At 68.2% G+C, this 24,231-nt stretch carries 20 protein-coding genes and 1 tRNA gene; 7 read left to right on the top strand and 14 right to left on the bottom strand.

The genetic code is table 11. The features are described from left to right. Positions 1-5 precede the first annotated feature (5 nt). From ACOGXD_RS09610 to ACOGXD_RS09585, 6 genes are all read right to left on the bottom strand, one after another. Positions 6-263: a type B 50S ribosomal protein L31 gene (locus tag ACOGXD_RS09610; RefSeq protein WP_323671809.1), complete on the bottom strand. Its 258-nt coding sequence runs from the start codon at positions 261-263 to the stop codon at positions 6-8. Between the two features lie 67 nt (positions 264-330). Continuing rightward, complete coding sequence (locus ACOGXD_RS09605) at positions 331-1,764, bottom strand: hypothetical protein (protein ID WP_419914558.1); 1,434 nt, start codon at positions 1,762-1,764, stop codon at positions 331-333. A gap of 244 nt (positions 1,765-2,008) precedes the next feature. Next, a complete protein-coding gene (locus ACOGXD_RS09600) occupies positions 2,009-4,132 on the bottom strand; it encodes an RCC1 domain-containing protein (protein WP_419914556.1) in 2,124 nt (707 codons plus the stop codon). Positions 4,133-4,225: 93 nt separating this feature from the next. Further along, positions 4,226-5,626, bottom strand: coding sequence for a threonine synthase (gene thrC / locus ACOGXD_RS09595; RefSeq protein ID WP_419914554.1), 1,401 nt, complete (start codon positions 5,624-5,626; stop codon positions 4,226-4,228). Positions 5,627-5,650: 24 nt separating this feature from the next. After that, positions 5,651-6,994 (bottom strand): homoserine dehydrogenase, encoded by a 1,344-nt coding sequence (locus ACOGXD_RS09590; protein WP_419914552.1) that lies wholly within the window; start codon positions 6,992-6,994, stop codon positions 5,651-5,653. An 82-nt stretch (positions 6,995-7,076) separates the two neighbouring features. Further along, positions 7,077-10,253: a DUF2339 domain-containing protein gene (locus tag ACOGXD_RS09585; RefSeq protein ID WP_419914550.1), complete on the bottom strand. Its 3,177-nt coding sequence runs from the start codon at positions 10,251-10,253 to the stop codon at positions 7,077-7,079. A gap of 816 nt (positions 10,254-11,069) precedes the next feature. Between ACOGXD_RS09585 and ACOGXD_RS09580 the strand changes: the two genes are divergently transcribed. Further along, positions 11,070-11,228 carry a hypothetical protein gene (locus tag ACOGXD_RS09580; RefSeq protein ID WP_419914548.1) on the top strand — a complete coding sequence of 53 codons (159 nt, stop codon included), beginning with the start codon at positions 11,070-11,072 and terminating at the stop codon, positions 11,226-11,228. Between the two features lie 81 nt (positions 11,229-11,309). Here the strand turns inward: ACOGXD_RS09580 and lysA are convergent, their stop codons facing one another. Both lysA and argS read right to left on the bottom strand, forming a co-directional pair. Continuing rightward, complete coding sequence (lysA, locus tag ACOGXD_RS09575; RefSeq protein ID WP_419914546.1) at positions 11,310-12,707, bottom strand: diaminopimelate decarboxylase; 1,398 nt, start codon at positions 12,705-12,707, stop codon at positions 11,310-11,312. 21 nt (positions 12,708-12,728) lie between these two features. Beyond that, positions 12,729-14,396 carry an arginine--tRNA ligase gene (gene argS, locus ACOGXD_RS09570; RefSeq protein ID WP_419914544.1) on the bottom strand — a complete coding sequence of 556 codons (1,668 nt, stop codon included), beginning with the start codon at positions 14,394-14,396 and terminating at the stop codon, positions 12,729-12,731. Between the two features lie 156 nt (positions 14,397-14,552). Between argS and ACOGXD_RS09565 the strand changes: the two genes are divergently transcribed. Then, positions 14,553-14,624: transfer RNA gene (locus tag ACOGXD_RS09565), tRNA-Arg, on the top strand. A 1-nt stretch (position 14,625) separates the two neighbouring features. Here the strand turns inward: ACOGXD_RS09565 and ACOGXD_RS09560 are convergent. Beyond that, positions 14,626-15,042, bottom strand: a complete 417-nt coding sequence (locus tag ACOGXD_RS09560; protein WP_419914542.1) for a TIGR03668 family PPOX class F420-dependent oxidoreductase — start codon at positions 15,040-15,042, stop codon at positions 14,626-14,628. Between the two features lie 89 nt (positions 15,043-15,131). On the opposite strand from ACOGXD_RS09560, the gene ACOGXD_RS09555 reads away from it, so the two are divergent. Further along, positions 15,132-16,304 (top strand): Coenzyme F420 hydrogenase/dehydrogenase, beta subunit C-terminal domain, encoded by a 1,173-nt coding sequence (locus tag ACOGXD_RS09555; protein WP_419914540.1) that lies wholly within the window; start codon positions 15,132-15,134, stop codon positions 16,302-16,304. 3 nt (positions 16,305-16,307) lie between these two features. Here ACOGXD_RS09555 and ACOGXD_RS09550 read toward each other — a convergent pair whose 3' ends face one another. Together ACOGXD_RS09550 and ACOGXD_RS09545 are read right to left on the bottom strand one after the other, a co-directional pair. Then, on the bottom strand, positions 16,308-16,862 hold the full coding sequence (locus ACOGXD_RS09550) for a hypothetical protein (protein WP_419914538.1): 555 nt from the start codon (positions 16,860-16,862) through the stop codon (positions 16,308-16,310). A gap of 37 nt (positions 16,863-16,899) precedes the next feature. Beyond that, positions 16,900-17,649, bottom strand: coding sequence for a uracil-DNA glycosylase (locus ACOGXD_RS09545; protein ID WP_419914536.1), 750 nt, complete (start codon positions 17,647-17,649; stop codon positions 16,900-16,902). 34 nt (positions 17,650-17,683) lie between these two features. Between ACOGXD_RS09545 and ACOGXD_RS09540 the strand changes: the two genes are divergently transcribed. Genes ACOGXD_RS09540 through ACOGXD_RS09530 form a run of 3 tightly spaced genes read left to right on the top strand, consistent with a single transcriptional unit; the run spans position 17,684 to position 19,627 of the window. After that, the gene (locus ACOGXD_RS09540; RefSeq protein WP_419914534.1) at positions 17,684-18,322 is read left to right on the top strand and encodes an MSMEG_4193 family putative phosphomutase; all 639 of its coding nucleotides are present in this window, start codon (positions 17,684-17,686) and stop codon (positions 18,320-18,322) included. Then, positions 18,319-18,828, top strand: coding sequence for a DUF3090 family protein (locus ACOGXD_RS09535; protein ID WP_419914532.1), 510 nt, complete (start codon positions 18,319-18,321; stop codon positions 18,826-18,828). Before ACOGXD_RS09540 ends, ACOGXD_RS09535 begins: the two co-directional genes overlap by 4 nt. A gap of 25 nt (positions 18,829-18,853) precedes the next feature. After that, entirely contained in the window at positions 18,854-19,627 is a 774-nt protein-coding gene (locus ACOGXD_RS09530) for an SCO1664 family protein (RefSeq protein ID WP_419914530.1), read from the top strand. 8 nt (positions 19,628-19,635) lie between these two features. Here ACOGXD_RS09530 and ACOGXD_RS09525 read toward each other — a convergent pair whose 3' ends face one another. Both ACOGXD_RS09525 and ACOGXD_RS09520 read right to left on the bottom strand, forming a co-directional pair. Beyond that, complete coding sequence (locus ACOGXD_RS09525; protein ID WP_419914528.1) at positions 19,636-20,598, bottom strand: electron transfer flavoprotein subunit alpha/FixB family protein; 963 nt, start codon at positions 20,596-20,598, stop codon at positions 19,636-19,638. 72 nt (positions 20,599-20,670) lie between these two features. Further along, complete coding sequence (locus ACOGXD_RS09520; RefSeq protein WP_419914526.1) at positions 20,671-21,450, bottom strand: electron transfer flavoprotein subunit beta/FixA family protein; 780 nt, start codon at positions 21,448-21,450, stop codon at positions 20,671-20,673. A gap of 149 nt (positions 21,451-21,599) precedes the next feature. Between ACOGXD_RS09520 and ACOGXD_RS09515 the strand changes: the two genes are divergently transcribed. Next, a complete protein-coding gene (locus tag ACOGXD_RS09515; RefSeq protein ID WP_419914524.1) occupies positions 21,600-22,577 on the top strand; it encodes a diacylglycerol/lipid kinase family protein in 978 nt (325 codons plus the stop codon). 40 nt (positions 22,578-22,617) lie between these two features. Here the strand turns inward: ACOGXD_RS09515 and ACOGXD_RS09510 are convergent, their stop codons facing one another. Next, positions 22,618-24,228: a sensor histidine kinase gene (locus tag ACOGXD_RS09510; RefSeq protein ID WP_419914522.1), complete on the bottom strand. Its 1,611-nt coding sequence runs from the start codon at positions 24,226-24,228 to the stop codon at positions 22,618-22,620. Positions 24,229-24,231: the final 3 nt, after the last annotated feature.

The following is a 24,231-nucleotide window of genomic DNA, read 5'->3' as shown; positions in this document are numbered from 1 at the left end:
CGGCGTCAGCTTCGCCGCTTGCGCTGACCGTAGCGACGCTCGAATCGTTCCACCCGGCCCGCCGTGTCCACAATCTTCATCTGGCCGGTGAAGAAGGGGTGGCTGGCGCTGGACAGTTCAACGTTGGCCAGCGGGTACGTGTTGCCGTCTGTCCATTCGATCGTGTCGCTGGTCTCGATCGTGGACTGCGTCAGGAACGCAAAGTCGGCGCTGGCATCCCGGAAGACCACGGGCCGGTAGTTCGGATGGATGTCGCTCTTCATCGTGTTTCCTGATTCGAAGGCTCTGGGCCAATCAGCCTAAGGACTCCGGGCCTTGGCGACGAGTTGGTCAGCGGTGATCGCCGAGGCTGAAGCTGCGGTCGCTGTCGAGGGAAACCTCGCCCGCGTCCAGCTCAGCGGTGCCGGGCAGGCCCTCGCCGAGCGCGATCTCCAGGTTCGCAGCCTCTTGCAGCCGTGCCGCCACGAGGTCATCGACCTGGTTGCCCGTCGAGGTACGCGCTGTCGCCAACATCGTGATGGAACCAGCGTCTTCCAGGTTGCGGGCGCCGCCGAAGAATCTCAGTGTCGAGGTGATGGCCGCACCCACGGTGTCGGTCGGCTGATGTCTCCCGTTGCTCCCGGCCGCGTAGGCACGCGCAAGCCGCGTCAAGCCGTCGAAGAGGATGACCACGTCGGCACCGGCCTCTGCCATGCGCTTCGTGCGCTCCAGCGTGAGCTCGGCGACCGCAAGGTGCTCCTCGGGAGGCCGATCGAATGTCGATGCCAGAACCTCGCCCGACGTCTCGAGCCGGCGCGTCATATCGGTGACGTCTTCGGGCCGCTCCGCAATGAGCAGGACAATCAGATGTACGTCGGGATGCTGATCGCCGACCGCAGCGGCCATGGCAGCGATCAGCGGGGATGCGGACCGCGTCCCGCTCGCGGTCAGCAAGCCGCGAGAGCCGAGTCCGATCAACGAGAGACGGTCGATGGCTGCCAAGGCACCGGCGCTCTGCTCGCCGGCCAGCGGCAACGCTTCGGTGGGCAACACCGGCGTGAGGTCGTCGAACAGCGCTCGTTCGGGTTGCTCGGGCGGCGGCTCGCCATTGAGCGTGTCGAGGCGCAGCAGCGCAGGGTTGCGCTCGCTGCGGGCGGCCGGGCGGCTGACACCGGTGATCCGGTCGCCGCGGCGCAGGTCGTACTGGCGCACCTGGCGGGCTGCGACGTAGACATCGTCGGCCGACGGCAGCGGGCCGTTCGTGCGCAGGAAGCCGTAACCCTCGTCGCGCAGGTCGAGCAGGCCGTCGCAGTGCACGGTCTCGCCGACAATCTGCGTGTCATCGCGCCCTCGACCTCGCCGGCGGCTCCGTCGGTTGCCTTCCTCGGCCACCGGAGCATCGGGCGCGGCCGCCGCGGAGTCGGCTGCGTCGCCGGCTTCCCCCTCCGCTTCGGCGGCACTTTCGGTTGACGCACGCGGGTCGCCCGCAGCTGCCGGCTGTTCTGCCGGAGCGTCAGCAGCGGCCCCATGCGCTGCATCGGCCGGCGGCGCGGGCGTGCGGGTGCGCTTGGTGACCGCCGGAGCCTCGGGCGCGGCCTCGGCGTCAGCCGAGCCGTCGCCCTGTTCCTCGCCGGTGCTCGCCTCGCCCTCGGGCGCCAGGATCGCGCCGATGATGGTGTTCTTGCGGGCGCGGGGCGCTACCTCAACGCCGAGCGCTGCGGCGATCTGCAGCAGCTCGTCTCGCTCCTTGGATTCCAGCAAGGCACGATCCGGCATGTCTGACATGGCTACCTCGCAAGCTCCCGCCTGCTCCCACCGCGCCCAGCGGGTGAGCGAAGTGAGTCTGTCTTTCCTGTGACAGGCCTTGTCGCCCGACCCAGCGATCCGGTCCCGCGACGCCCGAGCGAACCCTGCACTAGGGAACCGTCGATCAGCGCCGACGCTACCGCCAGCCGTCCCGTGCGACTACCGGCGGAGAGAGACACGCCGGACAGCGCAGCATTCCGCTGCTCCGGGAGACGGCGCTCTCCTATTCGTCATCAATCGCGCTGCCCGGTGCGAACGCGCCTCTGCCGCCGTTGCCCCAGCACGTCGCGGTGCCCTCGGCGCGCAGTGCACACGAAAAGTTCCTGCCGACGGCAATGTGGGCAAACGGTCCTGGGGGGACCTCGAGCTCGCCCTCATTGTTGTCGCCCCAGCACGTCACCTCGCCATCGAAGCCGAGAGCGCAAGCGTGCCAAGCGCCAGCCGATACAGCGACGAAGCGTCCGTCGGGCGCTTCTGCTTGGCCCCACAGGTTCGAGCCCCAGCACACCACCGTGCCGCCAGTGCGCAAGCCGCACGTCAAGCCGTCGCCCGCGGACACCGCCGCAAACCGGCCGGCGGGAGCGACAGCCTGACCTTGCGAGTTCGAGTCCCAACACTCGACCTCGTCATTGGTCGACACGCCGCACGCGTGCCCGTTTCCGACTGAGATCGAAGAAAACTGTTGCAACGGCGATTTCACGGGCCCTGAAGAGTCCCAACACAGCACGGTTCCGTCAGCTCGAAGGCCGCATGCCCTAGAGCCGCCTGTGCTGATCGCGCTCAGATGTCCGGGCGGCACGTAGTGGCGGCCTGTCGCGGTGTTGTGTGAGCTTCCCCAGCAAACGGCCGATCCGTCAGTCTTGATCGCACACGTGTGGTAGCGGCCGCCGTCGACTGCAGCGAACTGATCCGCGGGCGCGTCGAGCTGTCCATGGTGATTCTCGCCCCAGCATTCGGCGGTGCCGTCGCCGCGCAAGCCGCAGGCGTGCGATGAGCCGGTGCCGAGGAACGCGAATTCTCGCCCGGGCGCGCTGTCGCGGCCGTCATACTGGAGTCCCCAGCACACTGCGGCGCCGTCGACTCGCAAGCCGCAATTCCGGCCCTCCCGGGAGACGACGTCGGTGAACTCCCCGGCCGGCGCTTGAGTCCGGGACTTTTCTGGCTGCCCCCAGCAGGCAATTTCCCCGCTAGCGCGCAACGCGCACGAATGAAACGACCCCATAGCGATCGCCGTATAGCGGCCCGCCGGCGCCCTCGACTGGCTGGCTCGGTTGTCGCCCCAGCACGCCAACGTTCCGTCTCCGCGGAGTCCACACGCGTGCCAGCCGCCGGCTGCGATGGCAACGAATTCGCCAGATGGCACACCCCAGTCCTGTGAGTACTCCCGCCCCCAGCAGTGAGCTGTTCCGTTTGTGCGCAAACCGCAGGCGACGCCACCGTCATCGCTGACAGACATGGACACGAAGGGTCCTCGGGGTGCCTTGACGCGCCCGAGGAAGCTTCCGCCCCAGCACTCGATGTAGCGCCCGACCGTCAGGCCGCATGCCGCATTCTCGACGGCTTCGACCGCCGTGAACTGCAGGGATGGCGGTTCGGCTTCGCCGCTGTCGTTGGCACCCCAGCATGCGGCCTTGCCGTCGGTACGCAGGCCGCATGCGTGCCAACTGCCCGCTGAGACAGCGACGAACTCACCAGCGGGCACGTCAGTCTGACCCTTGTGGTTCCAACCCCAGCATTCGAGCGACCCCTCGGTGTGCACGCCGCAGGAAAAGCTGTTGCCTGACGCAACATCTCGGAATGTTCCGTCGGGAGCATCGGCTTGACCCGAGCTGTTCGATCCCCAGCACCCGATTGTCCCCTCGGCCTGCAAGCCGCACACGTGGTTTGCGCCGGGCGCCAAGAGGGTGTAGCGCGCCGACGCCGGATCAGCGCGAGAGACATCGAGTATCCCCACGGGCTGGGTGTCGTCGGACTCAGGCTCTTGCGGATCAGCTGCCTCTGTGGGCCGGTCGGTGACCGCAGTGGAGTCAGTTGCCCCGGCGCCGTTCCCGTCATCGAGGAGGTGTTGGCCGACGTCCGACTCGCGGACTTCATCGATCGGCTCGGGTGCGATCAGCACTGTTCCCCTCGCTTGCTGGGGCTCCCCGCGCAGTGCCTCGTCGCCCCCGCCGACGGTTGGGGTGGCGTTGACCGTTGCGCTCCTGCCGGTCGCATCGGCGCCGTCGACGTCTGGTGACCTGTCAGCCAGCAGCACTGCGATGAGCAGCACAACGAGCACCGCCAGCGCTGCAAACTCCCACCGCATGACGGACGCCGCCCGACGTTCCTCGTTCGAATCGCTCAACACATCGACCAGACTCGGCCGGTACGAGTCTGTCAGTCGGCACCCTCACCTACCGACCGAGGCAGCATTGGCGGCGACGCGCCGCTATCTGGAGACTCAGCGGGCGCAGCGGGCGGTGACGAAGTCGCGGAGGGTGGCTAAATCGTTCGGAAGCGCGGTGAGGTGCTCTTCGCGGCTTGCGAGAGCCGCTAGCGCAGGAGGAATCTCAGGTTGTTGACCAGTGGCCTCGAGTACTGCTTCGCCGAACTTGGCCGGGTGCGCGGTGGCCATGACTGCGATGGGCGTAGTCCAGCCGTCAGTGGGAGCATCGCGTCGTGCCACGGTCAGTGCTACGGCCGTGTGGGGATCGATGAGCCGCTCGTCGACCTCGTTCACTGCTGCGATGGTGGCCGATACCTCGTCCTCGCTCGCCGAGCCAGCATCGAAGCCCGCTTGCAGGCCGTCCATCACGTCGAGCGTCAGCGTCAGCGAGTTCTCGGCCCGAAAGTGGGCCATGTCGGCAGCCAGCGCAGCACCTTGCCGGTCCCCTAGCTCGAACAGCAGCCGTTCGAAGTTGCTCGACACCTGGATGTCCATCGCAGGGCTGGTGGAAGGCCGGACCTCGGTGATGGCCATTGCGCCGGTGCGGTAGGTGCGGGCCAGGATGTCGTTGTGGTTGGTGGCTACCACCAGACGGTCGATGGGCAGACCCATGCGCCGGGCCACATCGCCTGCGAGCACATTGCCGAAGTTGCCGGTCGGCACGCAGAACGACACGGCCTGCTCGGGAGCGCCGAGCCTGACTGCGGTCGTCACGTAGTAGACGGTCTGGGCCGCGACGCGGGCCCAGTTGATGCTGTTCACCGCGCCCAATCGCATTCGCTCGCGGAATGGCCGGTCGGCAAACAGCGCCTTCACCAGGTCCTGGCAGTCGTCGAATGTGCCGTCGATGGCCACGTTGTGGATGTTCGGGCTGTCGATGGTGGTCATCTGGCGTCGCTGGATCTCGGTGACCCGGCCAGCGGGGTGCAGCATCACCAGCTCGATGCCTGCCCGGTCGCGGCACGCTTCGATCGCTGCAGAGCCGGTGTCCCCCGAGGTGGCTCCGACGACAGTCATGAAACTGCCGCGCCGGTCCAGCTCGTGCTCGAAGAGCCTCCCGAGCAGCTGCAGCGCGACGTCCTTGAACGACAGCGTCGGCCCCCAGAACAGCTCCACCAGGTGCTCGCCAGCCGCCAGCGCGCTGAGGGGAACGACATCGGTGTGGGTGAACGTGGCGTAGGCGTCCTGTACGAGCGGTGCCAGGTCGTCGGGGCTCAGTGACGGCGCCACGAACGGTGCCAGCACCCGTGTCGCCACCTCGTGGTACTCCAGCTCGGCAAAGTCCCTCAGATCGCTCGCGCTGAGCGCGGGCAGTTCACGGGGCACGTATAGCCCGCCGTCGGCGGCCAAGCCTTCGAGCAGCACGTCGCCGAAGTCCAGGACCGGGGCGTCACCCCGCGTGCTCACGTAGCGCATGGTCGCCTCGGCAGATCCCGGCAGTTACTCGCCGATCACGCGTATCGCGTTGCCGATACGCCGCACCGCGTCGAGATCGCGCACGTCCCGCAGTGTGGAGGCCACGTCAGCTTCGCGGGCGCGGTGGGTGATGAACTCCAGGTGAGCGATGTCGTCGGCTGCCCCTGCCCGGGTGGTCTGCTCGACCGAGCGGATCGACACACCGTGCTCGCCGAACACGCCGGCCACCGCAGCGAGTACGCCTGGCTTGTCGGTGACATCGAATTGAAGGTGGTACGCGGTGTAGGTCTCGTCGATGGGCCGCAAGCGGGCCGCAGCGAGCGGGCCGAAGCCGTCGCACACGCCGCGGCGAAGATTCTGCGACACCGTGATGAGGTCGCCCAGCATGGCGCTGGCAGTCGGGAACCCGCCCGCACCGCGCCCGTACAGCATCAGGTCGTCGACAGCCTCACCCTCCAGAAACACCGCGTTGAAGGCATCGCGCACCGAGGCCAGTGGGTGGTCGACCGGCACCATCGCCGGGTGTACCCGCACGGCGATCTCGCCGTTCTGACGCTCGGCCACGGCAAGCAGCTTGATGACATGGCCCATGCGGGCGGCTGCTGCGATGTCGCCCTTGCCGATGCCGCTGATGCCCTCCTGGTAGACGTCGCCGGCCACCACCTTGGCGCCGAACGCCGTCATGGCCAGGATCGCCGCCTTGGCGCCCGCATCGAAGCCCTCCACGTCAGCGGTCGGATCGGCCTCGGCATAGCCCAGCCGCTGCGCCTCGCCCAGCACGTCGGCGTAGTCGGCCCCGTCCTCGGTCATGCGGGTGAGGATGTAGTTGGTGGTGCCGTTCACGATGCCCATCACGCGGGCAATGCGCTCGCCGATGAGCGAGTTGCGCAGCACGCCGATGAGCGGGATGCCGCCGGCGACAGCCGCCTCGAATGCCAGGTCGACGCCGTTGGCAGCAGCCAGGGCGAACAGCTCCTCGCCGACGTTGGCGATGAGCTCCTTGTTGGCCGTCACGACCGGCTTGCCTGCACCGAGTGCGGCGCTGACCAAGTGCCGAGCCGGCTCGATGCCGCCCATCGCCTCCACGACGACGTCCACATCGTCGTCCACCACCAGCGACTCGCTGTCGCGGGTCAGCACGCCCTCTGGCAGCTCCACTGTCCGCTCAGCACTGAGATTGCGGACCGCGACCCGGGTGACTTCGAAGTCCAGCCCGGTGCGGCTTGCCAGGTGCGCTGCATCGCGCCGCAGGATCGCAACGAGCGCGGCACCGACGTTTCCGCAGCCCAGGATGCCGACGCGCAGGGGCCGTGGCCCGGCCGCATGAGCGGCAGAGGACGGCGCAGGCTCGGCAGCAGCTTCAGGCACGGCCGAAACGGTACCGCCAGCGCACCGGCACCCCCGCAACGATTTTGCCGAGCACCCTCGCGTCGCTTGTCGGCCTAGGCGGTCACACAGCCGTCCCACTCGAGGATCGGCTGTGCGTTTCCGGATCGTCGTCTGATCTCTCGGCATTGGCTTGCGATGGCGGAACCGGCGCCAGATAGCCGACGACCAGCAGCACGATTCCGACGCCGATGAACGAACCGGCCTTCGGCAGCGCGGCCAGGCTTGCGAGGTCGACCAAGAACAGCTTGATCACTACGACGCCCATCCAGGACGCGCCGACGATCCAGATGCGCCGGTCGGCCGCCCTCACACCGACGACCATCGCCGCCAACGCGGTCGCAGCCCACAGGATCGACAGTGCCACCTGCAGCTCAGTGGAGTACACGAGTGACCTCAGCTCGAACGGCACGTCCGCCCAGTGGTGGACCGTCCGAGCAGCGCTCATCGTGAGCACTGCCACACCCGCCACGCTGAGAGCCGCGAGCCAGGGTGTCGCCGCCAGGCGCAGCAGACTCCCGATGGCAGGTGTCAGGCTGTCCTCATCAGCAGACAGCTCGGCGACCATCTCGCGCTTCCATCTCAGCAGCAGGATGACCGAGGCCGCGGCGAAGATGTCGATCGGATTCAGGATCGGCAGGAACAGCAGCGGATCGACAGCTCCAGGGTGGTTCACCACAGCAATGCCTGCACCCGCAGCAGCCGTCCAGACAACCGGAGTAATGCCATACAGCAGGCAGCAACGCCAGCCGTCGCCCACGATCCATGACGCGACCGGACGGGCACGCACGGTTGCCTCCAGCCACAGCAGCACCGCAGCAGCGGCGCCGTAGAGCGGCCATTCACCACCAGCGACCTGTTCCAACTGGCCGTACACCTCAGCGGCCAGGAACACGCTCAGCACGCAGTACAAGCCGCCGTAGAGTCCGGTTGCATTCAGCCGGTCGCTGCCGGTGCACAAGAACGCCACATAGGCCACGATCATGATCGGCCACGCTGTCCAGCCCCAGTCCGCAGACGGGTAGTCCTTGGTGGCCAAGGCGATCACCAACGCCACGCCGAGCGTCGGCAGCATCAGCACGCCGGCCCACTCCAGCTCGTTCCACCGCAGCGATCGACCAGCGGTCACCAACGCTGACAACGTGCCAACCACCAGCAATGACAATCCCCACAACCGGTAGTCGTCAGTCACCACCCAGATCTGCGCCGCGACGGCGTAGAACCACCAGCCGACACCCCACAGCAGCGACAGCCACATCAGCGGGACACGGAGTTCGCCGAGCGCGGAGGACGACCGGTAGACGATCACGGCGCTCGCAACACCGCAGGCAGCCAGCAATACGGCAACGCCGAAGTACTGGTTGAGCAACGGGGTCTCGTCTGCCCAGAAGCTCAGTGCAGACGCGCCATTCGCACCTTCCGCAGCCAAACGGTCCTCAACCGACCGAATGGCATAGACCGCGCCGGCAGCGAACTGCAACAGGGTGCCGAGCACCGCTCCAGGCACCATCCGGCGCCGCGCTGCGAACCACACCAGCGCCGCTCCTTCGAGCGTCCACAGCGCCGACAGGGCAAAGGGCCCCGCCCGCACCCACATCTCCACGGATTCGGCGAACAGGAACCAACCTCCGCCCAGCGCCAGGGCCGAGTACATGACAGCGCGCCAGGCATCATCACGGCCGCCGACGAATCGGGAGACAGCTGTGGCGCTGGCGATGCCGCACACCGCCAAGAACACCGTGATGGCGAAGTACTGATTGACGACCGGCGGCGTGTCCGCCCAGAACTCGAACGAGCCAGGCGACCGACCCGCAGCGTCGTCGCTCAGCTTGAACCCGGCCGCGACGGCCGCCGCTGCCTGCATTGCGATGCCCACGACCGCGACCGGCATCAAACGGCGTCTCGATGCGACCCACGTCAGGGCAGCGCCCTGCACCGCCCACAGCCCGACCGTTGGCAGCAATCCAAGCCGTAGCCAAACAGCGGCAGTCTCAGCAAAGAGGAACCAGCCCGCACCCCACACCAGTGCCAGGTTCTGCGGCCATGGCCGCCAAGCCGCGAAATGCGACGACCGGCGCAACGACTCTGCACTGGCGAGTCCGCAGGCCGTCAGCATGGCCGCGCCGAGCGCGTACACATTGATCACCGGTGTGGCCTCAGCCCAGAACCCGAAGACTGCGGGCGAGTCCAAGTCGACGGAGTCGGCCGCAAGCCGCACCCCGTACGCGACCGCAGCGATGGCCTGCAGGACAGTGCCGCCGAGCAGCGCCAACCGCGAGCCCCACCGTGAGGCGGCCCACACGAGCACCGCACCCTGCACCGCCCAGATGGCTGAGGTGGCCGACGCGCCCAGGAACAGCGGAACGGCCGTGGCGCAGAACACCACGGCGAGCGCCGCGTAGGCGACCTCGATCTGCTTGCCCGTGCCCCTCAGACGACGCGAAAGCTGCTGGTACGCGGCGTGCACGACAGCGAGCGCGGCGCTGCTGACCGCGACCCCGTAGCGCAGGTGGCTGACCAGCAGCGCCTGCATCGCCAGCCCGGCGAATGGTGTGCAGAACACCAGCGGGGTGATCCACGTGTCCTTGATGCCGACGGGCTCGTCGCGATCCGCTGGCACCGGCGGCCACGCCAGCGGCACAAGCGTGTACAGCAGCACGAAGAACGCCACGAACGGCTGCAGCTGCATCCAGTCGCTGTTCCCCTCGCGGGCAAAGAGCCACAGCCCCGCGACGACGAACGTGAAGAGGTAGCCGGACAGCACCAAGGTCGGCCATGCCATTCGCCTGCCCACGGCTACGACGGCGACGCCGAGCACCGCATAGAAGCCGAACACCTCGAAATGATCCTGAGGCCACGCGAAGGCCAGCAAGGGCGCGGAGAAGCCGCCGACGAGCCCCAGCATCGCCAGCGTGAGCGAGCCTTGGATCATGGCCAGCGCACCGGCTGCAACAGTGATCAGCACCACCGCAACTAGGGCCGGCAGCGGTGCCAGCAGGTCGTACAGCGCGTACGCGGCCAGTGTCACCAGGTACAGAACGGCGATCCCGCCTCCCTGCAGACTGCGGCCGTAGATCGGTCGTCTCGTTCGTTGATGCCAGCCGAAGCCCAGCAATCCGAGCCCGAACACCGTCGCTGCTGCCAGACGGATCTCGATCGTGAAGTCCACCCAGCCGCGCACAGCCGCTTCCCGCAGAAGGAAACCGAGCCCGATCAGCGAGACGATGATCCCGATCTTCACGGGCGAGTTGCCGGTCAGTAGCCACGTACGCGCACGGGCAACAGCACCTGCGACCCAGCCCGGCTCTGCGGGCCGCGCCGGCCGACGAGGCACCCGCTGCCGTCGAGCCGCGGGCAGCCCCGGCCGGGGCACGGGAGCTGGTCGCCGCGCCCCGGCCGCCGGTGCAGGTCGCGGCGCTGGCGCCGGGCGCGGTGCTGTCGCTGGGCGGGGCGGTGGCGCCGGACGCGGCGCGCGGGGCGGCGGCGCCGGTGCGGACTCAGCTTCGGACACTTCGGCAGGCGGCTCCCGCTCACGCTGCGGCTCAACCTCGTGCTCGAGTTCCTGTGCGCCGTCTGATGCAGATTCGAGCTCGGACTCGGCCTCAGGCGAGTCGGGCTCGCGTTCTGGCTCGGGCGCACTCTCGGGTGTTGGCGGACGATCTGGGTCGGGCGCGGGAGTCGGGTGCGTAGTTCCAAGAGCCTCTTGCAGCGTCTCCGACGACGTGGGCGGAGAATCAGAGCGGCGCAGGCCCTCGACCGATCGTTCGAGCGAGTCCAGGCGAGAGCGCATCTGACGAGACCCGATGTCCCGTCCGATCAGGTAGCCGATGGCAGCCCCCGCGGGGATGCCGGCGGGACCAGCAGCCGCGCCGACGAGCGCACCGACGACGGCAAGGACAGCCGGGAGCACTCAGTCAGCCTGAGTTCGGTCGAGGCACGGAACACCCCCGTAGCGCGGCCTGAACGACGACGCCCAACACAGCCGCACCGGACCCGCAGCGAGGGCCCGAGCTATCGCCCATCCCACAAATCTATGTCCAGACGCAATACTCGGCGTGTGAGCGACTCCCAACGTCGAGCCGCAGACGCCCTGCGCCGGCTGAGATTCGGTCGACGAGTGCAGGCGCAGTACGCCGACTTGCGCGACAACTGCGAAGCGTGGGCCGACTATTTGGCAGAGGCCGAGTCGACCCATGTGCGCGATGGCCTCGATTGACGAGTTCTGGCTTGCCGATTTCGGCGAGCCATACCCGAACGAGCCTGTCTCGCTGCGGCCTGGTCCCCGGCTACGGCGGGGTCAGAGAACGTCGAGGGCGAGCATGTCGTCGACGGTCTCGCGACGGATGACGAGCTGGGCGTCGCCGCCGTCCACGAACACGACTGCCGGGCGGCCGATGCGGTTGTAGGGCGCGCCCATCGAATAGCCGTAGGCTCCCGTCACCGGCGTGGCAACGAGATCGCCCGGGGCGAGTCCCGCCGGCATCGGGGCAGAGCGCACGATCACGTCGCCCGACTCGCAGTGCTTGCCCACTATCCGCACTCGATCGGGACGGGGCTCGCCCGCACGAGCGGGCATGAATGCGGTGTAGTCGCTGCCGTACAGCATCGGGCGCGGGTTGTCGCCGTAGCCGCCGTCGACGGCGACATAGGTGCGCACACCTGGCACCTCCTTGATGCTGCCCACCGTGTAGAGCGTGACCGCGGCCGCAGCCGCGACGGCACGCCCGGGCTCGGCCACCAGACGGGCTTCGAAGCCATAGCGCTCGCTGAGCGATCGCCAGCGCTCACGCAGCGCTGCCCCCCATTCGGTGATGGTGGGCGCCTGCTCCGATTCGACGTATGCGACGCCGAGTCCCCCGCCGATCGACAGCTCCTCGAGACTGCCAGCAGCTGGACCAGCGTCACCGAACAAGGGCGCTGCGAACTCGGCGACGACATCGAGCGCTCTGGCCAGGCTCTCCACGCGGAACACCTGGCTGCCGATATGGCAGTGGAGGCCCACGAGCTCGATCGACGACATCTCGGCTGCACGTTCAACGGCGGCGACCGCCACTCCCTGCCCGATGCCGAAGCCAAACTTGGAGTCGGCCTGCCCGGTCGAGATGTACTCGTGCGTCTCAGCCCGGACACCCGGAGTGACCCGCAGCAGGACTCGCGGCACTGCCCCATCGGCACGGTGCAGCTCGTCGAGGCGGTCCAGCTCGGCAGTCGAGTCGACCACGATGCGGCCCACGCCTGAATCGCGCGCCATCGCCAGCTCGGCGACCGACTTGTTGTTGCCGTGCAGCACGACGCGCTGCGCCACGTCGCTATCAGCTGCGGCGGCGTCGCCGTCGAAGGCTCGCAGGACCGTCTGCAGCTCACCGCCGCTGGCGACGTCGATGTCCATGCCCTCGGAGATGGCGAGCCGGGCCATGGCGGCGCACAGGAAGGCCTTGGCGGCATAGGCCACCCCCCCGTCGAAGGCCCCAACGGCTTCCCGGCAGCGGGCGCGCAGGTGTGCTTCGTCGTACACGAACAGCGGTGTGCCGAATTCGGCGGCGAGGTCGACGAGGTCGCAGCCACCGAGGTGCAGATGCCCCTGCTCTGAAACGCGAGCGGTGTCGGGGAGCAAGCGCAGCGGAATCGGGCCGCTGGGATCGTCGCCCGGCGCCTCGCCTTCAGCGGCCGCCGTGCTGTGCGGTTCAGTGATCATTGCCAGACCGTCGCTTCCCGCTCACATCGCCTCGGGCGCATCCACGCCGAGCAGGTCGAGGCCGATCGCCAAGCCGATGCGCGTGCCCTCGGTGAGGCAGAGCCGGGCATCACGCACCTCCGGCGACACTTCGCTGTGCAGGATCGGGCAGTCGTGGTAGAAGCCGTGGAACGCAGCCGCCAGGTCGCGCACCCAAGTCGTCACCTTGTGCGGCGCTCGCTCTCGGAGCGCGATCTCCACCACCGACGGCAACACTTCGAGCGCCCGCAAGAGCGCCAGTTCCCGATCGCCGGTGAGCGGGGAGAGTTCGGTGCCTGGCGGCGGCCGGGGGGCAACGCCGTCGGCTTCAGCGCGACGGCCGACCGACGCGATGCGAGCGTGCGCATATTGCACGTAGAAGACCGGGTTCTCCGCAGCCTGCGCCGAGAGCAGGTCGATGTCGATGGTCTGGCGGGAATCGATCGACTGCAGCAGGAACGCGAAACGCGACACGTCGGGACCCACCGCGTCGATGAGCTCGCGCACCTCGACCATCGTGCCGGTGCGCTTGGACAGCTCGATGACCTGGCCGTCGCGCATGAGGGTCACGTTCTGGCCGACGATGGCCTCATAGGACTCGGCGCGATGCCCGAGCATCTGCATGGCCGCCGCAATGCGCGGCACATAGCCGTGATGGTCGGCACCCAGCACGTCGATCACGCGGTCACCGCGGCCGAACTTGGCGTGGTGGTAGGCGATGTCGGGCACGAAGTACGTGGGCTCGCCGTCACTGCGACGCAAGACCCGGTCCTTGGCATCGTCGAACTCGCTGGTCGCGAGCCAGACAGCGCCGTCCTCTTCGTACACCCGCCCTGCATCGCGAAGCCGCTCGATGACATCGTCCATGGCGCCCGAATCCACGAGCGATGCCTCGCTCTGCCAATGGTCGAAGCCCACGTTCATCGCCGCTAGCGACTCTGCGACGTCGCGCAACGCCCGCTCGCGGCCCCACGATGCCGCAAAGGCGGTGCCACCCCGGGCCTCGAGCGCGGCCCGAGGACCTGAGTTGTCAACTGCGGTGTCTGCCACAAGCTCGACGGCCAACTCGTTCGCCCACTCGGTGACGTACTCGCCGTGATAGCCGTCATCGGGTACCGGTTCGCCCGCCAAGCGAGCCGCCAGCGAACGCCCGAACAGGTCCATCTGCGTGCCGCGGTCATTGACGTAGTACTCAGTGACGGTGTCGTAGCCGCAGCGGCGGAACAGGCGGGCGAGGCTGTCGCCGAAAGCGCCCCAGCGGCCACCGCCGGCATGCAGCGGGCCGGTGGGGTTGGCAGACACGAACTCCAGGTTCACTGTCTGCCCGCTGCCAACATCGAGGCGTGCGTACTGCTCGGTGCCCTCCCGCAGCACCGCGCCGAGTACCTCGTGCAGCCATGACGGCGCCAGGTGCATGTTCACGAATCCGGGTCCGGCCACCTCGGTTCGTTCGAGATGCGGCAAGGCGGCGCCGTCGAGCTCCGCGGCGAGCTGCTGGGCCAGCTCGCGAGGCGCCAGCCCCGCTCCCTTCGCGCTCACCAATGCGGCGTTAGTCGACCAGTCGCCGTGATCGGTGCGAGTCGGGCGTTCGAGGCCGATGCGCGACGGGTCAGCGTCGACGCCGAGGCGCGTCAACGCTGCCGAGATAGCGCCTGTCAGCGCTGCTTCCATCACCACAGCTCCATCACCGAAGCGAACCTATCCCTGCCGGATGCCGAACCTCGGGACAATTTCGGGCACCAGCCCGATGCTCGTCGCCGGAGCGGGGCGCGACGGCGGTCGGTAGCTTGACCGGTCGGTGAGCCCCGGCAACCGTCCGGGCGTGCAGCCCTCGTAGCTCAGGGGATAGAGCAGTGGCCTCCGGAGCCATGTGCGCAGGTTCGAATCCTGCCGAGGGCGCTCAGCCGGTGGCGGACCAGCCAGTGAGCTCGGTGCGCTGGATGACGATGGCGGCGCCGACGGGCGGCTCCGCGGCGTACTGCGGGTAGCGCTTGCACAGCAGCTCGATCGCATGCCGGTGCTGCGCACCCTCGGTGTGCACCGCAGCGCGCCCTCGCAGGCGCACCCACCACAGGCGCTCCCAGTCTGTGTCGTCGTAGTGCTCGATCAGCATCGTGACCTCGGGGAAGCGCCGAACATTGTCGAGCCGCTTGAGGTCCATGGTCGTCTTGGGCTTGTGGTCGACCGCTGTCACCACCACGTCGTCCTCGAACGCATAGGTGCATGGCACCAGGTCGACGCGACCGTCGGACCGGATCGTCGCGAGGGTCGCCACCCGTCCCTGCTCGAGCAGCTCCAGCAGTTCAGCCTCTGTCACGGCGCGCCACCCTAGAGCCCTGAGCAGCGGTTTCAGCTACCAGGCAATCGACTCGTAGCGCTACGGGGCACCTGACGTAGCCTGTGACCATGACCATGACCGAGTCACCTCCGACTCCCAACGGGGCGCCGCAGCGCTGGACCTTCCAGTGGAAGGAGCTGTACGACGAGGTCATCACCACCGGGCTGTGCACCGGATGCGCCGGCTGCGTGATCTCCTGCCCGCACGACGTCATCGGCTACGAGCACGTGCAGGGCGGGTTCACGCCATTCCACCTCGAAGAAGAACTCGGCCTCGAAGACTGCGGCCACGGCCAGAAGGGCTGTACGAGCTGCACCCGCGCCTGCCCTCGATTCCGCACATGGGAAGACGAGGCCGACGACTTCATGTTCGGCCGGCACCGCACCGTCGACGAGCCATCGGGTGTGTTCAAGGACATCATCCTGACTAGGGCGTCCGACGACTTCGTCCACGAGATCGGTCAGGACGGCGGGCTGGTGTCGGCGATCCTCATCTGGGCGCTCGACCATGGCTATATCGACGCCGCCCTCACGTCGTACGTCGGCGAGGGCGAGGGCAACCAGTGGACCGCCTCGCCGGGCGTGGCCTTCAACCGCGACGACGTATTGCGCGGCGCGGGCAGCCGTTACACGTACTCAGCCAACACGCTCGCCTACGACGAGGCAATGGAGGCCGGCGCACAGAAGATCGCGCTGGTCGGCATGAGCTGCCAGAGCTCGATCGTGCCGGTCGCCAAGTCGCGCAAGGTCGGCAAGGTCGGCAACCGCTTCGTGCTGAACATCGGCTTGCTGTGCTCGAAGTCGTTCGACGAAGCCATCTTCGAGGAGTTGTTCGAGCAGAAGTACGGTCTCGACCGCCACCGGATCCGCAAGACCAACATCAAGGGCGTGTTCCAGATCTGGACCCACGACGGCGGCTACTACGAGATCAACCTCAAGGAGTGCCACGCCTGGACCCGCGAAGGCTGCAACCACTGCCCCGACTTCGCCGCCGAGCATGCCGACATCTCCACCGGCGGCATCGGCAAGTACAGCGACTGGACCCTCACGATCGTCCGCACCGACATCGGCCGCGAGATCATCATGAAGATGCTCGCCGACGGCTCGCTGATCGGGCGCCCCGGCGACGAGGATCCGGGTGCCATCGCGCTCATGCACAAGCTCAGCGAGAAGTCGCGTGTCCGCTGGCCAAAATTCGCGTGGGACAAGCCCGCCCTGCTGCCCGAGCCCACCAAGAAATAGGGGCTAGAGGCAGAGGTTCAGGAAGTCGACGATGCCGGGCTGAACCTCGTTGCTCGCGAGGAACTCGTTCAGCCGGTGGGCGGGGATGACCTCCTGAGCACGGGCCAGCGAGCAGGCGCACAGGCTCCTCATCCGGTCTGAACCGGCCGAGCACGCGTCCAGGTACGTCTGCCGTTGGGCATCAGACCATTCGGGCGGCGGCTCGGCCTCACGGCAGTCCACCAAGGCGGCCGCCAGTTCAGGAGAGAACTCCAGCGCACCCGACATGCGGTCCTCGAACACTTCGAGATCGATGACCGTCAGGCTGCCCTCGATGCGGTCGGCCGCACAGTGGCAAGGCCCGACGAGACCCGCGTCTCCCACGCACGCATCCATGAAGGCGATGAGCGGTTCGATCGCGAGCAACCCCGGTGCGCCATCGACGGTGACGGTCGGCGGAACCAGCGTGCCGGGATTGCCAAGCAGCACATCAGCGTCGGTATCGCCGGTTGCCGGCTCCACCTCGATCACGGTGGCCGAGCACGCCAACATTCCCGCCGATGCCAGCAAGGCAGCCAACAGACATGCACCCCGCTTCAGGTGGGGCCTCATCGATTCAGCCAGGCGACAGATTCGCCAGCCGGCGCGCATCGCGGAGCACCGTATCGGCCATGTCCGCAGTGAGGCGGCCGGTGAAGGTGTTCTGCTGGCTGGGATGGAACGAGCAGATGATGCGGGAGATGCCGGCGAGCGGCGGAGGCTTGGCTGACCCGTCGGCGGCAGGCACGTCGGCGATCACACCGTGGCCGAAGCGGGGCCGGGGCCGCACGCCGCCGATCGTGCACAGCACGCCGTACGCGAATGCGCCTAGGGCGACTGCGACGCGAGCATTGACCAGCAGCGCCAGCTCGCGCTCGAGGAATGGCCGGCAGGCGTCTCGCTCGGCAGGAGCAGGCTTGTTGGCCGGCGGCGCGCAGCGCACCGCCGCCGTGATGTACGCGTCGCGCAGCGCTAGCCCGTCGCCGGCGTGCACGGAAGTCGGCTGGTTGGCGAAACCGCAGCGGTGCAGGGCCGCATAGAGAAAGTCACCCGAGCGATCGCCGGTGAACATCCGGCCCGTGCGGTTCGCGCCATGTGCAGCCGGTGCCAGGCCGACGAGCACGACCGCTGCGGCAGGGTCGCCGAAGCCGGGCACGCCACGGCCCCAGTAGTCCTCGTCGGCGAATGCCGCCCGCTTGTCGGCGGCGGTCTGCTCGCGCCACGTGACGAGGCGGTCGCAACGCCTGCATGCTGCGACCTCGTCGTTGAGCAAGCGCAAGGCCGCGTTGCTCGTGACATCGCCGGGCGAGCTCGGTGGGGCGCTCACCCTGCGAGTGTGCCAGGCAAGTAGCTTCGACCCGGTGCCGAACCGAACTCGACCCACATTGCTGCTGTTCGTCCGGCACGGACTCACGCCGACCACCGGCGTCGAGCTGTACGGCCGACGACCCGGAGTGCACCTGTCAGAGGCCGGAACGCAGCAGGCGCAGCGTGCCGCGGAGCGCATCGCCGCAGGCGGTCGCCGGGTGGCGGCTGTCTATGCCAGCCCGCTGGAGCGTGCCCAGGAGACGGCCGCGCCGATTGCTGCCGCTCTCGGACGCCGCGTGCGCACCCATGACGGTCTCAACGAGGCGGACATGGGCCGATGGACCGGCCGCAAGCTCAATCAGCTGCGCAAGCTGGCGGCGTGGTCGCAGGTGCAGCGCTACCCCAGCGGCTTTCGCTTCCCCGGCGGCGAGACATTCCGACAGATGCAGGCGCGCATAGCGGCCACGGCGAGCGAGCTGGCGGCCCGCCATCGCGGCGCCACCGTGGTCGCCGTCAGCCACGCCGACCCCATTCGGGCGCTGGTGGCAGACGCCATGGGCACCCATCTCGATCTCTTCCAGCGGATCGTGGTGTCGCCGTGCTCGGTGACTGCGATCCTGTACACCGCTGACGGCCCCGTCGTGCTGGCCACCAACAGCACGTCCGATCTCGCAGCATTGGCTCCGGCATGAGTGACGATTTCGACCTCCGCAATCCCGACACGTTCGTGGCGGGCACCGTCGGGCCGCCCGGCCAGCGGATCTTCTTCCTGCAGGCAACTGAGGCCGGCCATGTGGTCTCGCTGAAGCTGGAGAAGGGGCAGGTCTGGGCGCTGGCGAACCTGCTCAGCGAATTGCTCGAGGGCGAGAGCTACGAGGGGCCCGCGGCTGCTTTCGGCGAGCTGGTCGAACCCGTGACCGCCGCGTGGACCGTCGGCCGCCTCGCCACCGGCATGGACACCGAGGGCAAGGTGATCGTGGTCATCGCCGACGAGATCGATGACGATGACGACGATCCCGAAGCCGACTCGGGCGCTGCGGGAGAGATGTCGCCCGAGGACGACGAGCGCACCGGCGGTCGAGCCCGCATCCATCTCGACTACGCGACAGCACTCGGATTCGCTCAGCAAGCACTGCTGCTCGTCGAGGAAGGCCGCGACTTCGGCATGCGCAACGGGCACCGTCCGCCCCGCACCTGATGGCTCCACGACCCAACGGTTCGGCATGAACGAACCGGCCCCGCACCATGTGCTGCCCCGGAGCGAAGACGGTGAGCAACTCGAGTTGCCCGTCGTTTGGGACGCGCCCACCACCGTTGCCTTGGAGGTGCTGCAGCAGGGCGACATCTCGATCCTGGGACGGATGCCGTACAGCAGCAACGCCACCTTCTTGGTGCGCATCGACCACGCCACCACGCCGACGGCCGCGATCTACAAGCCGGAGCGGGGAGAGCGGCCGCTGTGGGATTTTCCCTCCGGCCTGTACCGGCGCGAGATCGCCGCATTCGAGCTGTCTGAGGCTTTGGGATGGCACGTCATTCCGCCCACGGTCGAGCGCGACGGCCCGCTCGGGGTGGGGTCGGTTCAGCTCTTCATCGACGCGGACTTCACAGAGCACTACTTCACGCTGGTCGCCGAGGACCGGCACCATGGCGACCTGCGGCGGATCTGTGCGTTCGATCTCATCGCCAACAACACCGACCGCAAGTCGGGTCACTGCTTGGCGTCACGCTGGGGACCGATCTACGGCATCGACCAAGGCCTGTGCTTCGCCAGCGATTTCAAGCTGCGGACGGTTATCTGGGACTTCGGGGGCGAACCGTTCGACGACGAGCTTGGCGCTTCCATCGGAGCGGCCGCCGAACCGCCCGCCGATCTCGCGCAATGGCTTCGACCTGACGAACTCAGCGCGCTCGCTGAACGCGCCGAGTGGCTCGCCGACTTCGGCAGATTCCCTGATGACGACGGCGGCCGCCGCTGGCCTTGGCCGCTGGTCTGACGAGCGGCTCAGCGCGACTTGAGGGCTTCTATCAGCGCCGGCATCACCTTGTGAACGTCGCCGACGATGCCCAAGTCGGCAACGCCGAAGATCGGCGCTTCGGGGTCCTTGTTGATGGCCACGATGTTCTTGGAGCCCTTCATGCCCACCAGATGCTGGGTGGCGCCTGAGATGCCGCAGGCGATGTAGACGCTGGGCTTCACCACCTTGCCGGTCTGGCCCACCTGCTTGGCATAGGGAACCCAACCGGCATCCACGATGGCGCGCGAAGCGCCGGACGCGGCCCCCAGCAAGCCCGCCAGCTCGTCGACCATCGAATACGCCTCGGGCTGGCCCAGCCCCCGGCCGCCCGACACCACCACAGCGGCGTCATCGAGCTGCGGGCCCGAGCGCTCCTCGGCATGGCGACCCGTGACCGTCGCACGTCCCGCTTCGCCGGGGTCGACTGAAGCCACGCTCTCGACCGCAGCCGCCCCGCCGCCGCTGGGCTCGGCCTCGAAGCTCTTCGGGCGGAACATCGCGAGCGCCGGTGCCGGCGCCCGGTACGCAGTGAAGATATTCTGCGTGCCGCCGAAGATGGGCTCCTCGGTGACGAGGCCCCCATCGACGATCTCGGCGCCGACGTTGTTGGTGGACACGGGACGATCCGCCAGCACTGCCAAGCGGGCGGCGGTGTCGCGCCCGTCGGTGGTCTGGCCGAAGAAGACGGCATCGGGCGAGGTGGCTTCGATGTGCCCGGCCAGCGCCGCGGCAGCGTGAACGCCGACCAGCCCGTCGCCGAGCCCTTCGAGTGCGTACACGGTCGACACGCCGTGCGCGCCCAGCTCGGCAGCCATGGTCTCGCCGTGTGCCGGTGCGAATGCGGTGACGGTGTCGGCCAGCGTGCGGGCCTTGGTGGCCAGCTCCAGGGTGAGGCCGGAGGCACCGTCGGCGTCGCCTTCAGCGAAGAGCAGAATCTGTGCAAGCGTCATTGCGGGTGGTTCCAGTCGGTTTCGTGGGTGAGTGGATCAGGGAGCTGAGTCAGCCGATAGCTGGCGGGCGGTTCAGATGACCTTGAGCTCGGTCAGGAACTCGACGATGTTGGCGTGCGCATCGCCCTCGTCGGTGATGATCTCGCCGGCCTCGCGCTCGGGCGCATCGGTCACCTCGACCGTCTCCTGTCGAGCCCCGGCCACGCCGACCGCAGCGGCATCGATGCCGAGGGCTGCGAGGTCCTTCGAGTCGACCGGCTTCTTCTTGGCCGCCATGATCCCCTTGAACGAGGGGTAGCGCGGCTCGACCACGCCCGCGGTGACCGACACGACGGCCGGAAGCGCGCACTCCACCTGGTCGTAGCCGGCCTCGGTCTGCCGCTGGACGCTGGCGACGCCGTCGGAGATCTCGATCTGCTTTGCGAACGTGATCGACGGCAGCCCCATCACGCCGGCGATCATCTCGGGGACGGTGCCGGTGTACCCGTCGCTCGACTCGACGCCCGCGAGCACGAGGTCGGCTTCGAGCTCGGCGATCGCGGCACCCAGCACCTTGGCAGTGCCGAGCGCGTCGCTGCCGGCGAGCGCATCGTCGCTGATGAGCACCGCATCGTCGGCGCCCATGGCGAGCGCCGTCCGCAGACCGCTCGTCTCCGAACGCGGTGCCATCGACACCAGCGACACCTGGCCGCCGCCGGCGGCCTCGGCGAGCTGCAGCGCCATCTCGACGCCGTACGAGTCGGATTCGTCCAGGATCAGCTTGTCGTCCCGGTTCAGCGTGCCGGTCTCGGGAACCAGCTCGCCCGGGATAGCCGGGTCTGGGATCTGCTTGACGCACACAACGACCTTCATGGCCGGGCAGTCTGCCGACTCACGGCTTCGTTGCCACACCCATTGTTCGGTAGTGCTCGCAAGCTCCAGCTTTGTCTCATGGCGCCCACACGCTCGCGTCGGCGCTGCAGCCCATTCACTCACGGTCTCGTTGCCGAACCTGTTGCTTGATGGCGCTCGCAGGCTCGCGTCGGGGCGAGACTTGCGCGGTGCGTGTCCTGCTGCTGGTCAACGATTCGGCATCGTCGACCACGGCCCGCACGCGCGTGCTCATCCACACGGCGCTTTCGGAGCGGCACGACACCGAGGTGGCCTTCACCAACCGGCGAGGGCACGCGGCTCGCTTGGCACGCGGGGCGGCCACAACCGGCACCGACGCGGTGGTCGTGCTCGGCGGCGACGGCACGCTCAACGAAGCCGCCAACGGGGTCGCCGGCACCGACTGCGTGCTCGCCGCATTGCCGGGCGGTTCTACCAACGTGTTCGCACGGACGATCGGCACGCCCGACGATCCGCTGGCGGCAACCGACGCCGTCCTTGACGCATTCGAGATCGGCAGCATCACCTCAGCGGGGCTCGGACGCACCTCGGGTCGTTACTTCCTGTTCCACTGCGGCATGGGGCTCGACGCTGCGATCGTGGAGCAGGTCGAGCGGCACCCGACACTCAAGCGCTATCTCGGCCACCCGCTGTTCCTCCTCGCGGGCATCGACACGCTGTTGCGCCGTTACGACCGCCGGACCGGCACGCTGAGCGTGCGTACAACGGCTCCAACAACGGCGACGATCGACGGTTGCTTCGTTGTCGTCGCGGCGAACACCGACCCCTACACCTTCCTCGGGAGCCGTCCAGTTCGGATCGCCCCCGCAGCAACGCTGCGCACCGGACTGTCGGTGGTGGGACTGCGGTCGCTCCGATTCGCCGACGCGCTAGACGTGCTCTCTGCGGTGTTCCGCGCCAACGGCAGCCTGAGCGACACCGATCCGAGCGTCGTGCAGCGCATCGACGACGTGCGCGACGTCACCGTGACCGGGATGCATCCCTTCGGTCACCAGCTCGATGGTGACCACCTCGGTGCCGTCGACGAGCTCCAGCTCGAGTGGGTACCCGACGTGCTGCGACTCGCCATCCCCGCCGCATCTGGCTAAGACACTGAGCCCGTAGGCCGAGCCACCGGCTGAGCAGCCGTCAGGCGATGGTGCGCAGGGGGATCTGCACCACGGCTTCGGAGCCCGGCGGGGGCGTCCGGCGCCGAACCTCGAAGGTGCCGCCGAGATCTGACCCGCACAGCGCCCGGACGATTGAGGTGCCGAGCCCGCCTGGGCGCTGCGAGTCGTAGTCGGCCGGGATGCCGACACCGTCATCACGCACAACCATCGACAGCAGATCTGCCGACGGCCGCGAGATCTCCACCTCGACGTGGCCGATGGGGCTCTCGTCGAGCGCCGGCGCCGCCTCCAGCGCCTGGTCCTCGATCTCCCACAACTGAGGGAAGGCGTGGTCCACGGCATTCTGGAGCAGCTCGTTTAGCACCACGGCCAGCGAAGTCGCTGTCTGCGATCGCAGCATCCCCGCTTCGCAGGAGACGGTGAAATCGATGGGCCGCTCCGGGAACGTGATGCTCTGGCGCATCGTCTCGGTCAGCGTCTCGGCGACATCGCAGAAGTCGACATCATCGGTGGTCTCGGTCGACAGAGTCTGGTGCACGAGAGCGATGGCGCGGATGCGGCGCACCGCCTCGTCGAGCGCCCGGTTCGCCTCGCGCGATTCCAAGCGACGGGCCTGGATGCGCAGCAGCGACGAGACCGTCTGCAGGTTGTTGGTGACCCGATGGTGAATCTCTCGGATCGTGGCGTCCTTCGAGATGAGCAGCCGGTCACGGCGGCGCAGCTCCGTCACGTCACGCAGCAGCACCAGGGCGTTGCGCACGGGCGTGTCGGTGAGCGGCAGCGCCTGCAGTTGCACCGTCACCGACTGGTGCTCCACCTCGTCCACCACCGGGATCCCGCCGCTCATGGCCCGCCCCACGACGTCCGGTCCGAGATCAAGGTCTCGCACGCGGCGCCCCTGCACATTGCCGCCAACCCCGATGCGGTGCAGGGCGCTGACCGCATTGGGCGTGGCGAATCCGATGCGTGTCGTCTCGTCGGTCAGGAACAGCCCATCGCCTACCCGCGGGGCTTCTTCGTGGGTGACATCGGCCCCCCGATACGGAAATGAGCCGGCTGCGACCATGCGTGCGAGGCGTCCGAACGTCGCGATGTAGGTGCGCTCGAGCTCGCCGGGATCGCGGATGTCGGTGAAGCGCGGCGTCACCTCGCTGCTCATCACGGCAATCGTCACGCCGTCGAACGTCACCGGCACCGCAGTGATGCGTGCCCGCCGGTCGCCTGGCACGCGCAGGCCCTCGCCGGTGACGATGACGCCGCGGGCGAATGCCTCTGACACCAATGGCCGCTCGCCGGCGGCGACGCAGAGCCCGATGTGGTCGTCGCGGTACAGCGTGCGGCCGGTCGTGGGCCGGACTTGGCCGATCACGGTCAGCGGTGTCTCGGGGCCGAGCCGGCGCCACGGACGGGGCGGTCCGTCGGGGTGGTTGGTGTCGGCGTCGGCGATTTCGTCGGGAAGTTCGTCGAGTGCAGTCACCTGTCCGGGCACGAACAGCAGCAGGTCCGAAAACGACAGGTCGGCCAGCAGCGACCACCATGCGAGCAAGCGGCGCAGGTGCTCGCGCGGGCCATCGCGGGTGTTGTCGCGCACGTTGTCTGCGGGCAGCGGCCGATCGGCGGGCGCCCGCATTCG

The sequence above is a fragment of the Candidatus Poriferisodalis sp. genome, from assembly GCF_965204125.1.
Classification (GTDB): domain Bacteria; phylum Actinomycetota; class Acidimicrobiia; order Acidimicrobiales; family Poriferisodalaceae; genus Poriferisodalis.
The sequence above is the reverse complement of the archived record's forward strand: the minus strand, read 5'-3'. Positions and strand labels throughout refer to the sequence as shown.

Coding starts and splice junctions, on each gene's coding strand:
- ACOGXD_RS09535 (WP_419914532.1), top strand. CDS start 18,319: ATGAGTGACGATTTCGACCTCCGCAATCCCGACACGTTCGTGGCGGGC.
- argS (WP_419914544.1), bottom strand. CDS start 14,396: ATGGAAGCAGCGCTGACAGGCGCTATCTCGGCAGCGTTGACGCGCCTC.
- ACOGXD_RS09605 (WP_419914558.1), bottom strand. CDS start 1,764: ATGTCAGACATGCCGGATCGTGCCTTGCTGGAATCCAAGGAGCGAGAC.
- ACOGXD_RS09525 (WP_419914528.1), bottom strand. CDS start 20,598: ATGACGCTTGCACAGATTCTGCTCTTCGCTGAAGGCGACGCCGACGGT.
- ACOGXD_RS09510 (WP_419914522.1), bottom strand. CDS start 24,228: ATGCGGGCGCCCGCCGATCGGCCGCTGCCCGCAGACAACGTGCGCGAC.
- ACOGXD_RS09555 (WP_419914540.1), top strand. CDS start 15,132: ATGACCATGACCGAGTCACCTCCGACTCCCAACGGGGCGCCGCAGCGC.
- ACOGXD_RS09515 (WP_419914524.1), top strand. CDS start 21,600: ATGGCGCTCGCAGGCTCGCGTCGGGGCGAGACTTGCGCGGTGCGTGTC.
- ACOGXD_RS09520 (WP_419914526.1), bottom strand. CDS start 21,450: ATGAAGGTCGTTGTGTGCGTCAAGCAGATCCCAGACCCGGCTATCCCG.
- ACOGXD_RS09610 (WP_323671809.1), bottom strand. CDS start 263: ATGAAGAGCGACATCCATCCGAACTACCGGCCCGTGGTCTTCCGGGAT.
- ACOGXD_RS09530 (WP_419914530.1), top strand. CDS start 18,854: ATGAACGAACCGGCCCCGCACCATGTGCTGCCCCGGAGCGAAGACGGT.
- lysA (WP_419914546.1), bottom strand. CDS start 12,707: ATGATCACTGAACCGCACAGCACGGCGGCCGCTGAAGGCGAGGCGCCG.
- thrC (WP_419914554.1), bottom strand. CDS start 5,626: ATGCGCTACGTGAGCACGCGGGGTGACGCCCCGGTCCTGGACTTCGGC.